Annotated in this window: 14 protein-coding genes, 1 rRNA gene and 1 other annotated feature; of the genes, 3 read left to right on the forward strand and 12 right to left on the reverse strand. The window is 35.8% G+C overall.

All coding sequences use genetic code 11. The features are described 5' to 3' along the window. Positions 1-1,111 (reverse strand): 16S ribosomal RNA (locus A5844_RS04385); the annotation flags it as partial. An 874-nt stretch (positions 1,112-1,985) separates the two neighbouring features. Here A5844_RS04385 and croR point away from each other — a divergent pair. The 3 genes from croR (at position 1,986) to serS (ending at position 5,425) form a co-directional block, all read left to right on the forward strand. After that, positions 1,986-2,675 carry a response regulator transcription factor CroR gene (gene croR / locus A5844_RS04390; protein ID WP_086284084.1) on the forward strand — a complete coding sequence of 230 codons (690 nt, stop codon included), beginning with the start codon at positions 1,986-1,988 and terminating at the stop codon, positions 2,673-2,675. After that, positions 2,662-3,867, forward strand: coding sequence for a sensor histidine kinase (locus tag A5844_RS04395; RefSeq protein WP_179190566.1), 1,206 nt, complete (start codon positions 2,662-2,664; stop codon positions 3,865-3,867). Before croR ends, A5844_RS04395 begins: the two co-directional genes overlap by 14 nt. A gap of 29 nt (positions 3,868-3,896) precedes the next feature. Next, positions 3,897-4,106 (forward strand) — a binding site (T-box leader). A 47-nt stretch (positions 4,107-4,153) separates the two neighbouring features. Next, positions 4,154-5,425, forward strand: a complete 1,272-nt coding sequence (gene serS / locus A5844_RS04405; RefSeq protein WP_086284087.1) for a serine--tRNA ligase — start codon at positions 4,154-4,156, stop codon at positions 5,423-5,425. Positions 5,426-5,584: 159 nt separating this feature from the next. On the opposite strand, the gene guaB is transcribed toward serS, so the two are convergent. From guaB to A5844_RS04460, 11 genes are all read right to left on the reverse strand, one after another. After that, positions 5,585-7,069 carry an IMP dehydrogenase gene (gene guaB / locus A5844_RS04410; protein ID WP_086284088.1) on the reverse strand — a complete coding sequence of 495 codons (1,485 nt, stop codon included), beginning with the start codon at positions 7,067-7,069 and terminating at the stop codon, positions 5,585-5,587. Positions 7,070-7,506: 437 nt separating this feature from the next. After that, positions 7,507-8,202, reverse strand: a complete 696-nt coding sequence (locus A5844_RS04415) for a DUF1129 domain-containing protein (protein WP_086284089.1) — start codon at positions 8,200-8,202, stop codon at positions 7,507-7,509. Positions 8,203-8,282: 80 nt separating this feature from the next. Beyond that, positions 8,283-9,383: a redox-regulated ATPase YchF gene (gene ychF / locus A5844_RS04420; protein WP_086284090.1), complete on the reverse strand. Its 1,101-nt coding sequence runs from the start codon at positions 9,381-9,383 to the stop codon at positions 8,283-8,285. A gap of 8 nt (positions 9,384-9,391) precedes the next feature. Next, on the reverse strand, positions 9,392-9,583 hold the full coding sequence (locus tag A5844_RS04425; protein WP_086284091.1) for a DUF951 domain-containing protein: 192 nt from the start codon (positions 9,581-9,583) through the stop codon (positions 9,392-9,394). 17 nt (positions 9,584-9,600) lie between these two features. Beyond that, complete coding sequence (locus tag A5844_RS04430) at positions 9,601-10,491, reverse strand: ParB/RepB/Spo0J family partition protein (protein ID WP_086284092.1); 891 nt, start codon at positions 10,489-10,491, stop codon at positions 9,601-9,603. Continuing rightward, a complete protein-coding gene (locus A5844_RS04435) occupies positions 10,478-11,245 on the reverse strand; it encodes a ParA family protein (RefSeq protein WP_086284093.1) in 768 nt (255 codons plus the stop codon). The genes A5844_RS04430 and A5844_RS04435 overlap by 14 nt, the downstream gene beginning before the upstream one ends. Before the next feature lie 11 nt (positions 11,246-11,256). Beyond that, entirely contained in the window at positions 11,257-11,970 is a 714-nt protein-coding gene (gene rsmG, locus A5844_RS04440; protein WP_086284094.1) for a 16S rRNA (guanine(527)-N(7))-methyltransferase RsmG, read from the reverse strand. 671 nt (positions 11,971-12,641) lie between these two features. Continuing rightward, positions 12,642-13,331, reverse strand: coding sequence for an Rgg family transcriptional regulator (locus tag A5844_RS04445; protein WP_086284095.1), 690 nt, complete (start codon positions 13,329-13,331; stop codon positions 12,642-12,644). Positions 13,332-13,627: 296 nt separating this feature from the next. Then, positions 13,628-14,446, reverse strand: coding sequence for a PrsW family glutamic-type intramembrane protease (locus A5844_RS04450; RefSeq protein WP_086284096.1), 819 nt, complete (start codon positions 14,444-14,446; stop codon positions 13,628-13,630). A 391-nt stretch (positions 14,447-14,837) separates the two neighbouring features. Beyond that, positions 14,838-15,821, reverse strand: a complete 984-nt coding sequence (locus tag A5844_RS04455) for an Abi family protein (protein ID WP_086284669.1) — start codon at positions 15,819-15,821, stop codon at positions 14,838-14,840. Positions 15,822-16,974: 1,153 nt separating this feature from the next. After that, positions 16,975-18,526 (reverse strand): DNA/RNA helicase domain-containing protein (locus A5844_RS04460; RefSeq protein WP_086284097.1); only part of this gene is annotated, 1,552 nt, incomplete at its 5' end.

Raw genomic sequence — 18,526 nt, forward strand, 5'->3', positions numbered from 1 at the left:
TAACCCAACATCTCACGACACGAGCTGACGACAACCATGCACCACCTGTCACTTTGCCCCCGAAGGGGAAGCTCTATCTCTAGAGTGGTCAAAGGATGTCAAGACCTGGTAAGGTTCTTCGCGTTGCTTCGAATTAAACCACATGCTCCACCGCTTGTGCGGGCCCCCGTCAATTCCTTTGAGTTTCAACCTTGCGGTCGTACTCCCCAGGCGGAGTGCTTAATGCGTTAGCTGCAGCACTGAAGGGCGGAAACCCTCCAACACTTAGCACTCATCGTTTACGGCGTGGACTACCAGGGTATCTAATCCTGTTTGCTCCCCACGCTTTCGAGCCTCAGCGTCAGTTACAGACCAGAGAGCCGCCTTCGCCACTGGTGTTCCTCCATATATCTACGCATTTCACCGCTACACATGGAATTCCACTCTCCTCTTCTGCACTCAAGTCTCCCAGTTTCCAATGACCCTCCCCGGTTGAGCCGGGGGCTTTCACATCAGACTTAAGAAACCGCCTGCGCTCGCTTTACGCCCAATAAATCCGGACAACGCTTGCCACCTACGTATTACCGCGGCTGCTGGCACGTAGTTAGCCGTGGCTTTCTGGTTAGATACCGTCAAGGGATGAACAGTTACTCTCATCCTTGTTCTTCTCTAACAACAGAGTTTTACGATCCGAAAACCTTCTTCACTCACGCGGCGTTGCTCGGTCAGACTTTCGTCCATTGCCGAAGATTCCCTACTGCTGCCTCCCGTAGGAGTTTGGGCCGTGTCTCAGTCCCAATGTGGCCGATCACCCTCTCAGGTCGGCTATGCATCGTGGCCTTGGTGAGCCGTTACCTCACCAACTAGCTAATGCACCGCGGGTCCATCCATCAGCGGCACCGTAAAGCGCCTTTCAAATCAAAACCATGCGGTTTCGATTGTTATACGGTATTAGCACCTGTTTCCAAGTGTTATCCCCTTCTGATGGGCAGGTTACCCACGTGTTACTCACCCGTTCGCCACTCCTCTTTTTCCGGTGGAGCAAGCTCCGGTGGAAAAAGAAGCGTTCGACTTGCATGTATTAGGCACGCCGCCAGCGTTCGTCCTGAGCCAGGATCAAACTCTCATAATAAAAGTTAGAACAATCTTGCGATTGTTAAGCTCAATTTGGTTGCTAGCATATTGCTTGCTTGTTAAAAATGTTTGTTGTCTTGAATCAATCAAGACGCCCTACACATTTGGTTTGTCTTACTTTGTTCAGTTTTCAAAGGTCTACTTGATACCGAATCAAAAATCCGCTATCTGCGATTGCCGCAGCAACTCTTATATCTTAGCAAAGACTCAAGTGCTTGTCAACACTTTTTTAAAAGTTTTTTATCTCGTTTTTCATGAGATAGTTTTGGCAACTCACATATCATAACTCGCCGTTTGTTATTTGTCAACAACTTTTTTTGTTTTTTTCTTTATGAAATCAACAATCACAAGCTGTCGAAACAAAATCGACTACGTTATATTATCATGTGGTAACAAACATGTCAATGACTTATTTTAACATTTTTTATGTTTGTACCGATTCTTTTGAACATCTAATAATATACCAACTTCAAATTTGAAAGTCAACAAAAACTATGCTGATTTCTCAACCTTTTTATAAAGTCGATCAATCAAAAATATTTTTCTAAAATCATTCGCTTTTTAAGCAATCTACCCTCTTTTTACTTCGTTGTATATTTTAAAGTTCACCTTTTTTCTTGGACGAATATGATAACTTTAATTTTGAATAAATGGTCTAGTTATAAAACACCTATTTATTTTTGTATAATTTTTATCCTTTACTATAGAAAAAAGATGTATATCCTCCCTTTCAACTTCCTTCATAACACTTTTTTCAGCTTTTTTCCGTTATTCTTCTAAAATTTTCCTTAACAAAGTGTTGCTTTTATCTATTTGTGTGTTTTTTTGCTAAAATATTAAGAGTAAATATACTAATCTTGGAGGATCTACTTATGAAAATACTAATTGCCGATGATGATAAAGAAATTGTTGAATTACTAAGTATCTATGTACACAATGAAGGCTATGAAGCTGTTAAAGCATATGATGGAAAAGAAGCATTATCAAAGATCCGCACCATCCCAGATATCCAACTACTTATTTTAGATATTATGATGCCTGAAATGGATGGGATGCAAGTCGTCAAAGAATTACGTAAAGAGTCTCAAATTCCTATTATCATGTTGACTGCAAAAACTACGGATATGGATAAAATCAAAGGATTGGTAGCCGGAGCAGATGATTATGTTACAAAACCTTTCAATCCTTTAGAAGTGATGGCTCGTGTGAAATCTTTACTACGTCGCACAAAAATGCAAGTGACACCTGACCAACCAGATGTATTGGAAGTCAATGCATTGATTATCAATAAAGATTCCCACGAAGTTAAAACCATTGATGGAAAAGAAATCCAACTGACAGCTTTAGAATTTGGGATTCTTTATCTATTAGCAAGTCATCCCAACCGTGTCTTCAGTGCAGATGAAATATTTGAGCGTGTCTGGAAACAAGAAAGTATCGTTTCTGCTAAAACAGTCATGGTGCATGTAAGTCACTTAAGAGATAAAATTGAAGAAGCCACAGGTGGAGAAAAAGTCATTCAAACCGTTTGGGGAGTGGGCTATAAAATTGATGCAAGATAAAAAGGTAGTGGAGAAGCGTCGACGGATCAATCTAACTTCTAAAGAAATCAGTGAATTATTAGCCGAAGGAATCATTACAGTTATTCTCCTTCTTCTATTAAATGTCGCAATTCTTGTCATTATTAGTTCAGTGATCAGTAACTCTCCTTCTCTAACAAATGCTATTTGGGATTCCAAGAATATTTTTGCTGAACGTTTAGATAGCGATTTGTTTTGGAATGGACGGAATTTCATCATTCCTATTTTCTTTCTTCTAGATATAGGGATTCTTTACTGGCGATTAATTCGACGATACCGACAAATGCAGCTAAGACATATCATTAGTGAGCTACATTATATTGCCAGTGGAAATTACGATCATCGTATTCCATTTGAGTTAAGTGGTGATTTGAGCCGAGTCGTATCCAGTATTAACGGCTTGGTGGATAGTACGGTTGCAGCAATCGAGGATGAACGGAAAATTGAAAAGTCGAAGGATGAGTTGATTACCAACGTCAGTCATGATATTCGAACGCCTCTTACATCGATTATCGGGTATCTTGGATTAATTGAAGATGGCCAATATCAAACGCAAGAGGATCTATTGAAATATACCCACACTGCCTATGTGAAAGCAAAGCAAATGAAATCACTGGTAGAAGATTTATTTGAATATACTAAAGTTCGCCAACCGGCTGTTCCTGTCAATTTTTCTGCATTTGATTTAATCCAATTGATTGAACAACTGGCTGCTGATTTTGAATTGGAAGCCACCAAAAAACAGATGCAGATCATTGTTGAAACAAAACTAGAGGCTCTCGTAATGGATGGCGATACAGAAAAATTAGTACGTGTATTCAATAACTTGCTAACAAACGCATTAAAATATGGAAAAGGTGCAACAAAAATCGTGATTGAAATCGAACAACTTGGCTCTGAAGTCATCGTTGTAGTTAAAAATAACGGTGCAATGATTCCACAGCAAGCGCTCGATAATTTATTTGACCGATTTTATCGAGTTGAAGAATCACGATCACAAGAAACTGGGGGAACAGGACTTGGATTGGCGATTGCTCAAAGTATTGTTGCCTTACATGGTGGCTATATCTATGCAAAATCAGATCCCCAATGGACATCTTTTATTATGCACTTTCCAATTAAAAAAAATGAAAAGTTAGCTGTGAAACCTGTAGAACCGGTTGACGGAAACTAAAAATTTAGCTATTCTTAGTATACAAATATAAAAAACATTGAACCCAGTACACTTTATTTTTTTACAAGAGAGCTGATGTCTGGTGCAAATCAGCAAAAAATAATTTGGAAGTTCCAGTTCATTTATGATGTGCCTTTCGAGATAAGAAAGGACGGAAAGCAGCCGTTATCTGCTATCAAGTGCAGTATTTATACTGAACTTGGGTGGTACCGCGAAACTAAAACCAGTTCGTCCCAAGAAATTTTTGGGCTGAGCTGGCTTTTTTTTATAAAAAGGAGGAAATCGTATGTTAGATGTCAAAATGATCCGTCAAAGATTTGATGAAGTTCAAGAAAAGTTAATGACTCGTGGTGTCAAAAAAGAAATTTTAGCTGAATTCATGGAATTAGATGAAAGCCGTAGAAAGCTATTAGTAGAAAGTGAAGAACTAAAAAAATATCGAAATGATGTATCTGCTGAAATTGCTCAATTAAAACGAAATAAGGAAGATGCAACAGACAAAATCGCTGAGATGAAGGAAGTTGGCGGTAAAATCAAAGCATTGGATGAAGAAGTTGCCCAAGTAGATGATAAGTTACGACAAATTGCCACGACATTACCCAATTTACCTGATGATTCTGTACCTGTTGGTGAAGACGAGGACGCTAATGTCGAAGCACGTCGTTGGAGCGAGCCACGTCAATTTTCATTTGAACCAAAACCTCATTGGGAAATCGCTGAAAACTTAGATATTTTAGATTTCGAACGTGGAGCAAAAGTTTCCGGTAGTCGTTTTGTTTACTACAAGGGATTGGGTGCTCGCTTAGAGCGTGCGCTTTACAACTTTATGTTAGATCAGCATGTGTACGAACATGGCTACACAGAAATGATTACACCATATGCAGTAAATAGTCAGGCGATGTTTGGAACTGGACAATTCCCTAAATTCAAAGAAGATGTATTCCAACTAGAAGATACTGATCTAACTTTGATTCCTACAGCAGAAGTACCATTAACGAACTACTACAATAATGAAATTTTAGCAAATGAAGATTTACCCATTTACTTTACTGCTCTAAGTCCAGCTTTTCGCTCTGAAGCTGGGAGTGCAGGTAGAGATACCCGTGGATTGATCCGACTTCATCAATTCAACAAAGTAGAAATGGTGAAATTTACTGATGCTCAACATTCTTATGAAGAATTGGAAAAAATGACAGCTGATGCAGAAGACATCTTGAAAAAATTACATTTACCATACCGTGTAGTAACTCTTTCAACCGGAGACATGGGCTTCTCCGCAGCAAAAACATACGACTTAGAAGTATGGATACCTGCGCAAAACAATTATCGTGAAATCAGCTCTTGCTCAAACTGTGAAGATTTCCAAGCACGTCGCGCAATGATCCGTTACCGTGATACAGATGGGAAAATCCACTATGCACACACATTAAACGGCTCAGGACTTGCTGTTGGTCGTACAGTAGCGGCTATCCTTGAAAATTATCAAAACGAAGACGGTTCAGTTACTATCCCAGAAGTATTAGTACCATACATGGGAAATCTGAAAGTTATTAAATAAAGAGATCAAAGCTGAGTGATTCCTTACTCATTAAGATAACAAACTTCAAAAACTGTTTGTCTTAGTTGGGAAAAAACCAATCAAACTCTGAGTAGCAAAACTATAAACAAAGGGTAGAGTCATCGAACGATGACTCTACCCTTTGTTTATAGCCCTTTTTTATGATTCTACAGAGTAGTTTGGTGCTTCTTTAGTAATTTGAACATCATGCGGATGTGATTCCTTCAAGCCGCTACCACTCATTTGAATAAATTGTGCTTCTTCTCTTAATTGTCTTAAGTTAGCAGCACCGACATAGCCCATACCAGATTTTAGTCCACCAATCATTTGGAAAAGAATGTCTGCCACACTTCCTTTGTATGCAACACGTCCTTCAATTCCTTCTGGCACTAACTTATTCGCTTCATTGATACTGCCTTGGAAGTAACGGTCTTTTGATCCTTTTTCCATTGCACCCAATGAACCCATTCCGCGATACGTTTTGAAACGACGTCCTTGATAAATCTCAAATTCACCTGGAGATTCGTCTGTTCCTGCTAACATACTTCCTAACATTACAGCATGTCCACCAGCAGCCAACGCTTTAACGATATCTCCTGAGTATTTGATTCCACCATCTGCAATAATAGCTTTGCCATATTGGCGGGCAACTGATGCCGCATCATAAATCGCTGTTAATTGAGGAACACCGACACCTGCTACCACACGTGTTGTACAAATTGAGCCCGGTCCAATCCCCACTTTCACCACATCAACACCTGCATCATAGAGTGCTTTTGTTGCTTCTGCAGTCGCAACATTTCCAGCAATCAATGTTGCTTCTTTAAAGGCAGCACGAATCTCTTGGATTTTACGAATAACACCCGCACTATGTCCATGAGCAGTATCGATAACAATCGCATCTGCACCAGCTTCAAGTAATGCATTGGCACGTTCAAATGTATCACTAGTAACACCCACAGCTGCTGCTACTAATAACCGGCCATGTTCGTCTTTCGCTGCATTTGGAAACTCAATGACTTTTTCAATATCTTTGATCGTAATCAAACCACTTAAGCGTCCTTGCTCATCAACAATTGGTAATTTTTCGATCTTATGTTGTTGCAAGATTTTTTCTGCATCTTTTAGAGAAGTACCTACTGGGGCGGTTACTAAGTTTTCTTTTGTCATTACCTCACTGATCTCAAGATGGAAATCTGTTACAAATCGCATATCACGGTTAGTAATAATTCCGACTAATTTTCTGTTTTCTAATGTTTCAACGATCGGCACACCGCTGATGCGATATCTACTCATTAATTCTTCTGCATCTGCTACAAGATGTTGGGGAGTCAAGAAGAATGGATCGATGATTACACCACTTTCAGAACGTTTTACTTTTCGGACTTCATCTGCTTGCTGGCTGATCGTCATATTTTTATGAATAACACCTAAGCCACCTTGTCTAGCCATGGAAATCGCCATTTTACTATCAGTAACAGTATCCATACTTGCGCTGATGATCGGAATATTCAACTTAATATTATTGGCTAATTGTACGCTCATATCCACTTCGTTTGGTAACACGTGACTTTCTGCTGGTATCAGTAAGACATCATCAAAAGTAAATCCTTTTTTCGTGAACTTTGTTTCCCAGTTGGACATTTTTAGTACCACTCCTCTTGTTTAGTTTATCTACTAAAATAATCGATTTTCCTTAGTAAGTCAACCAATTCTGTAAAACCTAGATCTTTTCTGAGAATCTCCTTATGGAACTCCTAAAAAAAGAAATTGAGATAAAAAATGTTTCAACTCTCATAAAAATCAAAGGAATCGTCTAGAAAAATACGTAACGTATCCATAAATCAAAGTAACAAAATATGAAGAGACATTTTCGATTTTTCTACCTTGTTGCCAAATAGAAATCGATTTTTCTCAATAGTTGTAAACGGTGTTTAAAAAAATAGTGCCTATAAAAAATAAGCCGAAGGATCTCTAAAATAGGAAAACTATTTTAGAGATCCTCCGGCTTATTTCTCAAAGCTGAACACGTGCTCAAAGCTTCTTTTATCTCTTAGTAACTATGGATCATCAGTCTTTTATTACCTTCTTGGTACAGAAAGACTACCTACAATCCCATATTTTTTCTTCATGTAATAACGTAATGCAAGGGATACTCCCCCAATGATAATGATCACTACTGGATCCAACAACGGGTTGAGCACAGGTGGAAGTAACGTTGTGGCTGAAAAAGCAATCACCCAAATCAATGTTGTTCCTCCCAAAATCAATAATGTTTTACCCATTCCTGGTTTTTTGCTGCGATCTGCACCTGGATATTCATATTGATAAATATATTTATACATCAAGTAAAATACCCATCCACCGACAGCTGAACCTAAGACAAGGGTGGAAATACCATATGCTGGTGTTGTTTCACGTGAAAACAATCCCGTAATCGCAATCATGATGCTCAATAAACCTAGTAGTAATAATGCATTATCTAACCACATCAATAGTGGTGTGGAAGAAGTTTTCACTTCAACGGGTTTATTGATGATTGCTTCTGTTCTTTCTGATACTGTACCGAATAATTGACGGGCTGTTTTTCCACCTTTTTGTTCAGATACTAAAACAGGAAGCATCTCATGAAGAGCCTGCACTTTTTCTTCTTCTGATAAATTTGCTGCTTCTAATGATTTTTTCAAATCAAAAATGTATTGTTGGTTACGTTTCGTTAATTGTGTTTCTAATTGTGCGTTTTCTTTTACGATCGCTCGTAATTGTTCTGGTTCCATTCTCTTTTCGTCCTCCTTAGCCGCTGACGGTTGTCACAAAAGACATTCTAACATAACACCCCTACTGGATGATAGCCCTTTTATACATTAAAGCGGAATAACATTACGTCGCCGTCTTGAACGACATATTCTTTTCCTTCTAGGCGTACTCGTCCAGCTTCTTTGGCTGCATGCATACTACCGTAATGGTCTAAATCTTCAAACGAAACGGTTTCGGCACGGATAAACCCACGTTCAAAATCAGTATGGATAATTCCTGCTGCTTGTGGTGCTTTGATTCCTTTTCTAAAGGTCCAAGCACGAACTTCTTGTTCACCCGCTGTAAAGTAAGTAGCTAAACCTAATAAATCGTAAGCTGCACGAATCAATTGATCCAAACCAGATTCTTCGATTCCTAAAGCTTCTAAGAATTCTGCTTTATCTTCCTCATCCAATTCAGCAATTTCTTCTTCGGCACGAGCACTGACAACGATGACCTCTGCATTTTCCTCTGCTGCAAAATTACGTACTTCCTGAACATAGCGATTTGAATCTGCATCCGCTACTTCATCTTCAGAAACATTGGCTACATATAGAATAGGTTTAGTCGTCAACAAGAATAAAGATTTTACAATTTTTTGTTCTTCATCAGTAAATTCGATTGAACGAGCTGAACGACCATCTTCTAATACAGGTTTGATTTTATCTAACACTGCTAACTCTGCCACTGCATCTTTATCTTTGGTTTTAGCAACTTTTGCGACGCGTGTATAACGTTTTGTCACAGACTCAAGATCAGCTAAAACTAATTCTAAATTGATCGTGTCGATATCCGCTAAAGGATCTACTCGTCCTTCTACGTGTGTGATGTTGTCATCGTCAAAACAACGAACCACATGACAAATCGCATCTACTTGACGAATATGACTTAAAAACTGATTTCCTAGTCCTTCACCTTTGCTGGCACCTTTCACGATTCCGGCAATATCTGTAAATTCAAAAGTTGTCGGAATTGTTTTTTTCGGATGTACTAATTCAGTTAAGCGTTGTAGACGCCAATCTGGAACTTCCACCATCCCGATATTAGGATCAATTGTCGCAAAAGGATAGTTTGCTGCTTCTGCACCAGCTTTTGTAATTGCATTAAATAATGTTGATTTTCCTACGTTGGGTAGTCCAACAATTCCAGCAGTCAATGCCATTGTTTTATTCACTCTTTCTCTACATTTTTTTCAAGTATTTTTTTCATCTTTTTTTCAAATTCTCGGCGAGTCATCATGACGATATGCCCACAGTTCATACATTTTATTTTTATGTCAGCGCCCATACGGATGATTTCCCAACGGTTAGTCTGACACGCATGTGGTTTTTTCATCTCCACGATATCATGCAAGTCGTACATCACGGTCTCCTCCTTTGTTATTCTTCATCGAATTGAATATTAAGAATATCAAGAATTCTTGTTAAATCGTTTTGTGAGAGGTACTCGATCTCGATTTTTCCCTTACCGTTCTTTTCTTGGATAGCTACGCTTGTGCCGAATTTATCCATCAAGCGATCTTCACTTTCTCTGATATAGTAAGGTTTTTCTTTGGCTAAACGTGGGATTTTTTTCTTTTCTTTGCCATCATTTTGATTGAGTTCAGCGACAATTTGTTCCAATTGACGAACTGTTAGATTTTCAGTCACAGCACGATTAGCTAACTTTAAGATCAATTGTTTATTTTTCAATCCTAACAATGTGCGAGCTTGCCCCATAGAAAGCCGTTGGTCCTGAACCATCTCTTTGACTAGATCAGGTAGTGTCAACAAGCGTAAGTAATTCGCAATATAAGGACGGCTTTTTCCTAAACGATTTGCTACTTCTGCCTGTGTTAGTTTAAGATTCTTCATTAACATCTCGTAAGCTTCTGCTTCTTCTAATGGATTTAAATCCTCTCGCTGTAAGTTTTCCAAAACTGCGACTTGCATCATCGCTTCTTCGTTAAAATCACGAACAATTGCTGGGATCGTTTCTTTTTTTGCTAACTTCGATGCACGAAAGCGACGTTCTCCTGCAATGATCTCATAGCCCTTCACTGCTGAACGACGAACGATAATCGGTTGGAAAACTCCTGATTGTTCGATTGAATTTGCTAATTCTTGTAGGGACACTTCTTCAAATGTCTTACGTGGTTGATACGGATTTGGTCGTAATTCATTAAGTGGCAACTGAATAACGGTTTCGTCTCTAACATCCACTGATTCTAAACTCTCTAAATCTTGAAATAGCGCATCGATTCCTCGACCTAACCCTTTACTTTTCTTCACGTTGAACCACTTCCTTTGCCAATGCTTGATAGACTTCAGCGCCGCGAGAACGTGGATCATAGTCAATGATTGGCTTGCCATGGCTTGGTGCTTCTGACAAGCGAATATTCCGAGGAATCACTGTATTATAGACTTTTTCACGGAAATATTTACGAACTTCCTCGACCACTTCATTGCCTAAATTCGTCCGAGCATCATACATCGTTAGTAGGACCCCTTCAATTTCTAATTCAGGATTGAAGTGTTTTTGAACTAAACGAACGGTATTCAATAATTGGCTTAATCCTTCTAGTGCATAATACTCACATTGAACAGGAATCAAAATCGAGTCACTTGCTGTGAAAGAATTAATCGTTAAGTGTCCTAAAGAAGGTGGGCAATCAATTAAAATATAGTCGTATTGCTCATTAACTTCGGCTAATGAACTCTTCAAACGTGATTCTCTAGCCATCATTGAAGTCAATTCGATTTCTGCACCTGCTAATTGAAGCGTGGCAGGAACAATACTTAAATTTTCATGTTCCGTAGCTAACGTTGCTTTTGCAATTGGCAATTCATTCACTAATACATCATAAATATCTTGTGTCACATCTGGTTTACGAACGCCTACACCACTAGTTGCATTCCCTTGTGCATCCATATCTACTAATAAGACCTTTTTGCCAAGACTAGCGAGGCAAGCGCCTAGATTAACAGTGGTCGTTGTTTTACCAACGCCGCCTTTTTGATTCGCAACGGATATAATTTGTGCCATCTTTGCTCCTCCTACTTGATTGGTTGCTTATTCGGCAAACCAGGTTTTCTTGGATATTTCTTTGGTGTTGGTTTCTTTTTTTGTATAACAAGAATATGGCGTTTATCTGAACTTTTAGGCAACTCGATTGCTTGTTCTTCTATAAATTTACCGCCTAAAAGAGCAATAGCTGGTTTCGCTTCCGCTAATTCCTCTTCACTTTTAGCAGCTTTTAATGCATAGAAATAGCCCTCTTGTTTGACTAAAGGCAAACATAACTCTGTTAAAACATTCAAGCGAGCAACTGCTCGAGCGGTCACAAAGTCAAAAGAGGCACGAAATTGCGAATTTTGTCCAAATGTTTCTGCTCGATCATGGTAAAGAGCTGCTGTTATCTCTAATTCTTTTGTCAATTCAGTTAAAAAGTTGATTCGTTTATTTAAAGAATCAACAATAGTTATCTGTAACTCGGGAAAAGCGATTTTCAATGGAATACTTGGAAAGCCTGCTCCTGAACCCACATCACAAAGCGAACCGCCTTTTGAGAAATCAACATCAAATGCCAAAGTCAACGAATCATAAAAGTGCTTTAAATAAACTTCATTTTGTTCAGTGATGGCCGTCAAATTCATCTTTTCGTTCCATTCAACAAGTAAGTGATAGTAACGGTCAAACTGTGCCATTTGTTTATCGGATAACTGAATATTTTTCTCTGCCAATGCTTGGCGAAATTCTTCTGGTATCATATTTTTTCCTTTCAATGTGAAACAGAAATTGTTTCACAGAATCTCTTCCTACTTTAACGCAAAATGCATTGAGTTGCAATCTTTCTCCCATTAAATTTAAAGTAGGTTATGAAAAAATTTACCTAAAAAACACCCTAAATAAAATCCTTACCTTTTTCAATACTAACACTATGAAAAAACTACCTACATCTATTGAGGTGTTGCCAGAAACACTTTGGTCTTAGCAGTCAGAAAAAATCAAAAAATTGATTTTATGACTTTAAAAAGATGTGTCCGCTGGTTAGTTTTGCTAACCACGCCATTTTGTTTCATTTTACGAGATTAAAAAATTGATTTTGGTACAAATTTAGTTATCAATTACGATAAAAAAAAAACGCGTTGCGGATTGTTCTTTCTTCAAGAAGAATAATCCTATTCCTACGCGCGTTTCTTTTCATTAAAATAACCCAACATCGTCTTGGTTATCTTTTTTAGTTTCATGTGAAACAAAAATTGCTAAATCTATGGTACTACAACAATAATGAATGTCAAAAATCAAAAACTTCGACATTGAACGAATAATCTCAAATTACTTTATCTATGGATTAACTTTATAATCGAAATGAGAATTCATTTTTATTTATCGCAAACAAATGCGGGTTGTTTGCTTATGTATTCGTTGCTTTATCCTATCAAACATTTTGTTCTTTTAACTCTTTGATACATATTTCAACTTTATCAGTCATGGCTTCGTATGTTCTTTTTTCATCGCTTAAATCAAAATAAACGAAAGAACTCAATTTTAGTCTTGCTTCTTTTATGTAATCTAAATCTCTTAGAGTATACGCATTATATATACTCTCGCCCCAGTTTCTCAGGATAACAGCATAGATCGAATATTTTTTTATTTTTATTTCTCTGATACTTGTTCTCATTTCTTTCACTATATCTTTCTCGTTAGACATTATAGCTCTATACATTAAGGTAAGTGCAATCTGTAGTTCTTCATTCTCTATTGACTGTAGCCATTCAAACCTTTGGAAATTTTTTTTAGCTCTTCTGTAAATAAAAATTGCTGTTTTTATATCAAAAGCAATCATAATTTTTCCCAACAAGTAAAGTTCAAAGACATACCAGTTCTCAATTTCAAAAAAGTAATTTTTTATTATTTCTACAACACGTTTATCAATAACCCTATCCATCAGTAAATCTATATATACAGTTGTGACCATGGCTTTTATTTGATCTTTTACTAAGCCAGTTTCTTCGTATTTTTTTGCGGATTTCTTTTGTATCTGAATTAGACCAAAAATGTTTGATTTACTCCAATATTCAAATATGAGTTCGTACTCCTCTTTTATATCTTCTTCATTCAGATACATACATTATATCTACCATGATCAGATGAAGAGAATTATAAAAATCTGAGACCAAACTCTAGTAATAACCTCGTATAAATAAAACCGATCAACCAGGTCTTCCAAAATGAGACTTTAATTGATCGGTTTTATTCTATATTCTTTTGTTTCTTTAGCGATGCTAATGCTAGATAGTGCGCTTTTCCTATTCGTAAATCAGAATAGAAAACTTACTTATTCCCTATTGTTCGAGTTTCCTTTTACAACTTTTTAATAGATATTGTTTAACCCAATAGCCTTTCAAAGAATAGAAAGAGAAATTATTCCGATTTTTCATGGATTACTTCATGTTGCGCCAAGTATTGAATGACTTGGATAATCAATAAAAGTGTGATAGCTGTCAAGATTGCTGAGATTAGTGAAAGATCGCCTATCGTCCATTCATTCAATGGTGAGTTCCATAAAAAGTGCAAGCCAATTGGACTCAATAACCATAGGTATCCCTTTTTTGCTGGGATTCCACTATTTTTATGGATTAAACAAAATAACCCTAAAACAAATAAGCCGGTGTATGCCCAATGGGAACTAATCGCTCCTGAAATCCGTAATAGTGTTTGTGGGAAGATCTCCTTCATTGAATCGCCAGCCTGATTAACGATATATGAGATATCTTCTAAGATTTGAAAGCCTAACCCTACACAAACCCCAATGAAGAAAACTTCAGATAAACGTTGCTTCTTCAATAAATAAATGAGCCCTACTGCACAAGCACCTTTTACAGTTTCTTCAACCAAAGGCGCCGTCAATGCACTGATCCACGCATTTAAACTAGATGATTCATGTGCAACAGAATCTATGATGGGTTTAGCTGCTTCATTACCATATGCGGCTACCCATCCTGGGATAAAACAACCAAAAAACAAGCTGATACTTAAAACATATACAGAAATAGCAAAATAGTTCTTATATCGAAAAAGTAACCAACTAGCAGGAATGATATAAATGCTTAACAGCAAAATAGCTACCAGTAAAAATAATTCATTTTCGTTTGAAAGATTCACCAAACCAATTGAATTGATTTCATAATCGATACCAATAGCAGCCAACAATAAAAACAAAAATAAAATAACTTTTTTCATCTTTTTTATCCTTTCGTCTAATAACCCCTTTTTTCTTATTTATCAACGCTAGTATAGTCCTTATCCTTTCTGCGGGCAAATGTAAACAAAACACGTAAATAAAATGGTCTCGTTTTTCATCCCTTTCTATAAAAGGATATAGAAGTCATTTGTACATAGATTATTGGAAATACTTAGAAATTGATCGATTTTCTATTTTTATAAACTAAAAAAATCATTAAATAACGAAAATTCTCAGCAATAAACCATTTATTTTTTTATGTCACAAGTACCGCTTATAGCAAAAAAACACTCCACGCGTGGAGTGTTTCAGGTACAAACCGAAGTAATGTACCGCTATTTGATTACAAATATTATCGCATGCGGTATACCAAATGTAAACTACATTCGCTTATTCTCTTATAAAAATTTTAAGATTGGATAGCTTATTTTTAGCATCTGTACTCATTATAGCTGTATATGTATTAAACGGAATACTCAAGAATAATTTTTCTCTAATGTCATCATAATTTTTTACATACCTGTTTAATTCGGTTTTATTTATACTGATTTTTTTAAGCAAAGTGACCAATAAAATTATGAAGTCCGTTAATGTATCAAAAGTAATATTTCCTATTCCTGTTACTTGTTCTAAATATCCTTTAAGTTGATTTGAAATATTAGCATCATTAAATCTACAATCAAAGACTACAGAGTTATGCATTGTAGCGTTTCTGAGACCAGTCAAACAGAATACAATGTTTTCCACTATTCTACCATTCTGATTAAAACCTTTGTGATGAAGATAAATACTATCAGCAAAATTAATTCTATGTTCTTTATTTAAACAGGAAATAAAATTTCCAAATTCTCCAAACGTTGCTATTTCAAAATACGCCCATAAAGGTAATGGTTTGTTACAATGAAAAAAGTGTTGAACTACCGGATGTCCTTTACCATAATTAAAAGCAATAGTAGCATCAATCTTTTCTCTAAGTTTAAGATTTTTAGCTAAATATTTCTTATAATCTTTAGATCCTACTGCTTTTGATGCATAATCTTTAAGTTTTGTTCTATAAATATATTCAATGTCACATTGATCATCTTTCACTAAAAAATTAATCAGTCTATTTTTTAGTGAAGTTTCTATTTTAACTAGCATTGGATAAAATATTGTTTTCATCTCTAAATCAAAATCATATACAGCTTTTACTTCGTGAAAATCTTTAAACTGTTGCATGTTTTTTCTTTCTTTAATGTATCTTGATGCTTTGTATCCATGATAGTATCCCATATTCAAGAGATTCTGTTTATCTTTACTACCCTTTATTTGTAAATTGTGATTATTCCTAATATGTCTCATTAAACCGTCAATTGATTTTCCTTTTTCGTTCATAAGCTCAATCCTTTTCCAGTCATGATATTTACTGAATCTAGCATACCATAATTTATTATTCATTTGACAATAGTCACATTAGTACATGCAATTTCACACCTAGATTTTAATATAAATTAATGTTGCCACTTTACGAAAAATCAGCTATGTATCTCTTGCTTTATTGAGTACACTGACTGGATAAAACGGATTGGGAAAAATGAACTAGATAGATTTTTAGTAAGATCAAAAAAGTTCCACAAAAAAAATAACTAAAAATCTGATATTGAGCATCATAATCCTAGATTAAACGATCGAATTTAGAACTGTCCGTATAATATCTAGAATTCAATGTAGTAAAACTGAAATTAGTAACGTTATAAGCTAGATAATAATAGCTCGAAAGCTTACGAAAAAATAGAGTAAATCTTTCGTGTACTTACGTTAACCCCTGTCTAATAAACTCTATTCTTGACCTTCTATGTACTTTCCACTCAAATATTTGATTGTAAAATTAATATCATTCAAAACAGCAATTAATAAAATTTCAAATTTAAAAGAAAAGCACAGAAAAAGCTTTGTATCAAGCTTTTTCTGTGCTAACTTTCGCAATCTTCCCTTGTTCGATATAGACCCAAATTGATCTATCAATAATTATCAAACTGAGTCATATAGAGACAAAAATTTCAAAAATGACCTGTTAAATGGTCATCGAATATCATTTAAAATCAATACGACGGAGTCAGACACGGAGTCAAAACAAGCCCGCTGAGAATTTAAAAACATACAGTACCACTACATGGCTGTATGTTTTTTTATTTCAGATTATCTGAAATGATTACATGTACTTTTTTTTCCATTTTTTTCTACTAGTTAGTAGCAAATACTCTCCTATTTTCTCAATAAACTATTTTTGACTATATGGTATCTGAAACAGCTAAAACCTTGTCATTACAGCAAAAAATCACTTTATCTCCGTTTCATTTCAGATACATTTCACTTAAGCGGATTCTATAAACCGAAAAAAAGAACCTCCAGATAGCTTTTACTACCTGAAGGTATTTCCTAAGACACGGTCAGTTATTAACGGGGTAGGGTAATTAACTCTAATACAAGACATGCTTAGTAATCAATCACCTGTTCAAATACTTCATCATAACTAGTTAAGATGTTTCTATAAACTAAGACGTTCTTTAAATATCTTTTCTACTTTTTTATCTTCAAAATATACTCTACAACCATCGATTCCTCTTGAAAGAAGAACGTAATATATATTCAAAATATACTCAGTTAATTCGGACAAAGAAAATTCTTTTTTTAGAGGTGTTCCTCCAATGTCCTTATAATTTTCAGGAACCGCAACTATTTTTCCGTTTTTAACCGTAATGTCATTACCTATTATTACTCCAGAGTAATTAAGGTCATAACCTTGAATTGCATGTATAGATCCAATTTCTCTCTCAGAATTAGGTTTTTTAACCCAATCTTCATAAGTAGAGTTCCATCTTCTCTTAATACCATCAATCTCCCAATCATAAGGTAGTTCTTCTAACGTCTTTCCTTTGTTGGCTTTTTTGCTTATACTGGATATCCATTCTTTACAGTATCCTGCTATTACCCTATTAGTTGTTTCAGGATATGCATGAGAATGATCATCTACATAGTCAATCACTTCCTTGAAACTGTTCACAATTCCAAAGTAATCATTCTTAAATACCTCTTGGTTAAAATCTCTTTCTTCGCTTAACTGAAGACCATACAAAATTCCTTTTAGATAGTCCTCTCCAGAAAAGCAACCGTTCCCGCCAATCCTAAACTGTTGTGACATGGAGAGTTTCTGATAATTACTGGTTAATCTCCGAACCTCTGAAGGGCTAATGTTTTGTGGTTTAATCCCTTGATAAGGATCATATAATAAAACTAAACCTTCAGTAATTTCCTCAAGAAGCGTAATCTCTTCATCATCCTTGTTAAGATGCCTTCTCGCATTGGGATGACCTTTTTTATAAAATTTTTTTAACTTATGTGCTTCATCAACTATGATAATATCGAAATTTTCATGCTTTTTCTTAGCATCTGTTATCAATTGTGAACCAGTTTTTACAGTCAATCTACTATTCAAATTGATTGATTTGAAGATTAAATTAAATTGTCTGATTAAATTGCCTGTAGTGACTACACCTATTTTCAAATCAGGATACTTATCTGCTAAAGAAAAAGCTAGATTTGTAAATAAAACGGACTTACCCGAACCTGCAGGAGCTTCGACCAAAAATTTTGTAAATAAATTTTTTTCTACATCTCCAATAATCTCTTTTTGTTTAAGAGATAACTGTTTGAAAGGAGAATATTTAAATAACAGGCTCTCTCTTAGTTCATTAAGATTTCGATTATTAACTAATCCTAAATCAGATAACTCATGTGTCCACAATTCATAAAATACACTGGTCAAAATTTCTTCCTTATTCTCATAAGTTATTTTTGTTTGTCCATTATTTCCATTCGCAAAAACAAACTTAGTTTTATCTGCTTCTGCAATCATGTAATTAAGTAATAGAGATTCTAAATCTAAGATAGCTGATTTGTGAAATAATTTTGAATAGATCACTAAGCAATCAGTAAATAGTCGATAATTGATTTTGGGATTTTTTTCAGCTAAATGTTCTTTATGTCTATTTTTGAAGCTACTAGTTTCACCAATGTATATTATTTTATTTCTTAAATTG

This window comes from Candidatus Enterococcus wittei (genome assembly GCF_002140175.1).
GTDB classification, from domain to species: Bacteria; Bacillota; Bacilli; order Lactobacillales; family Enterococcaceae; genus Enterococcus_B; species Enterococcus_B wittei.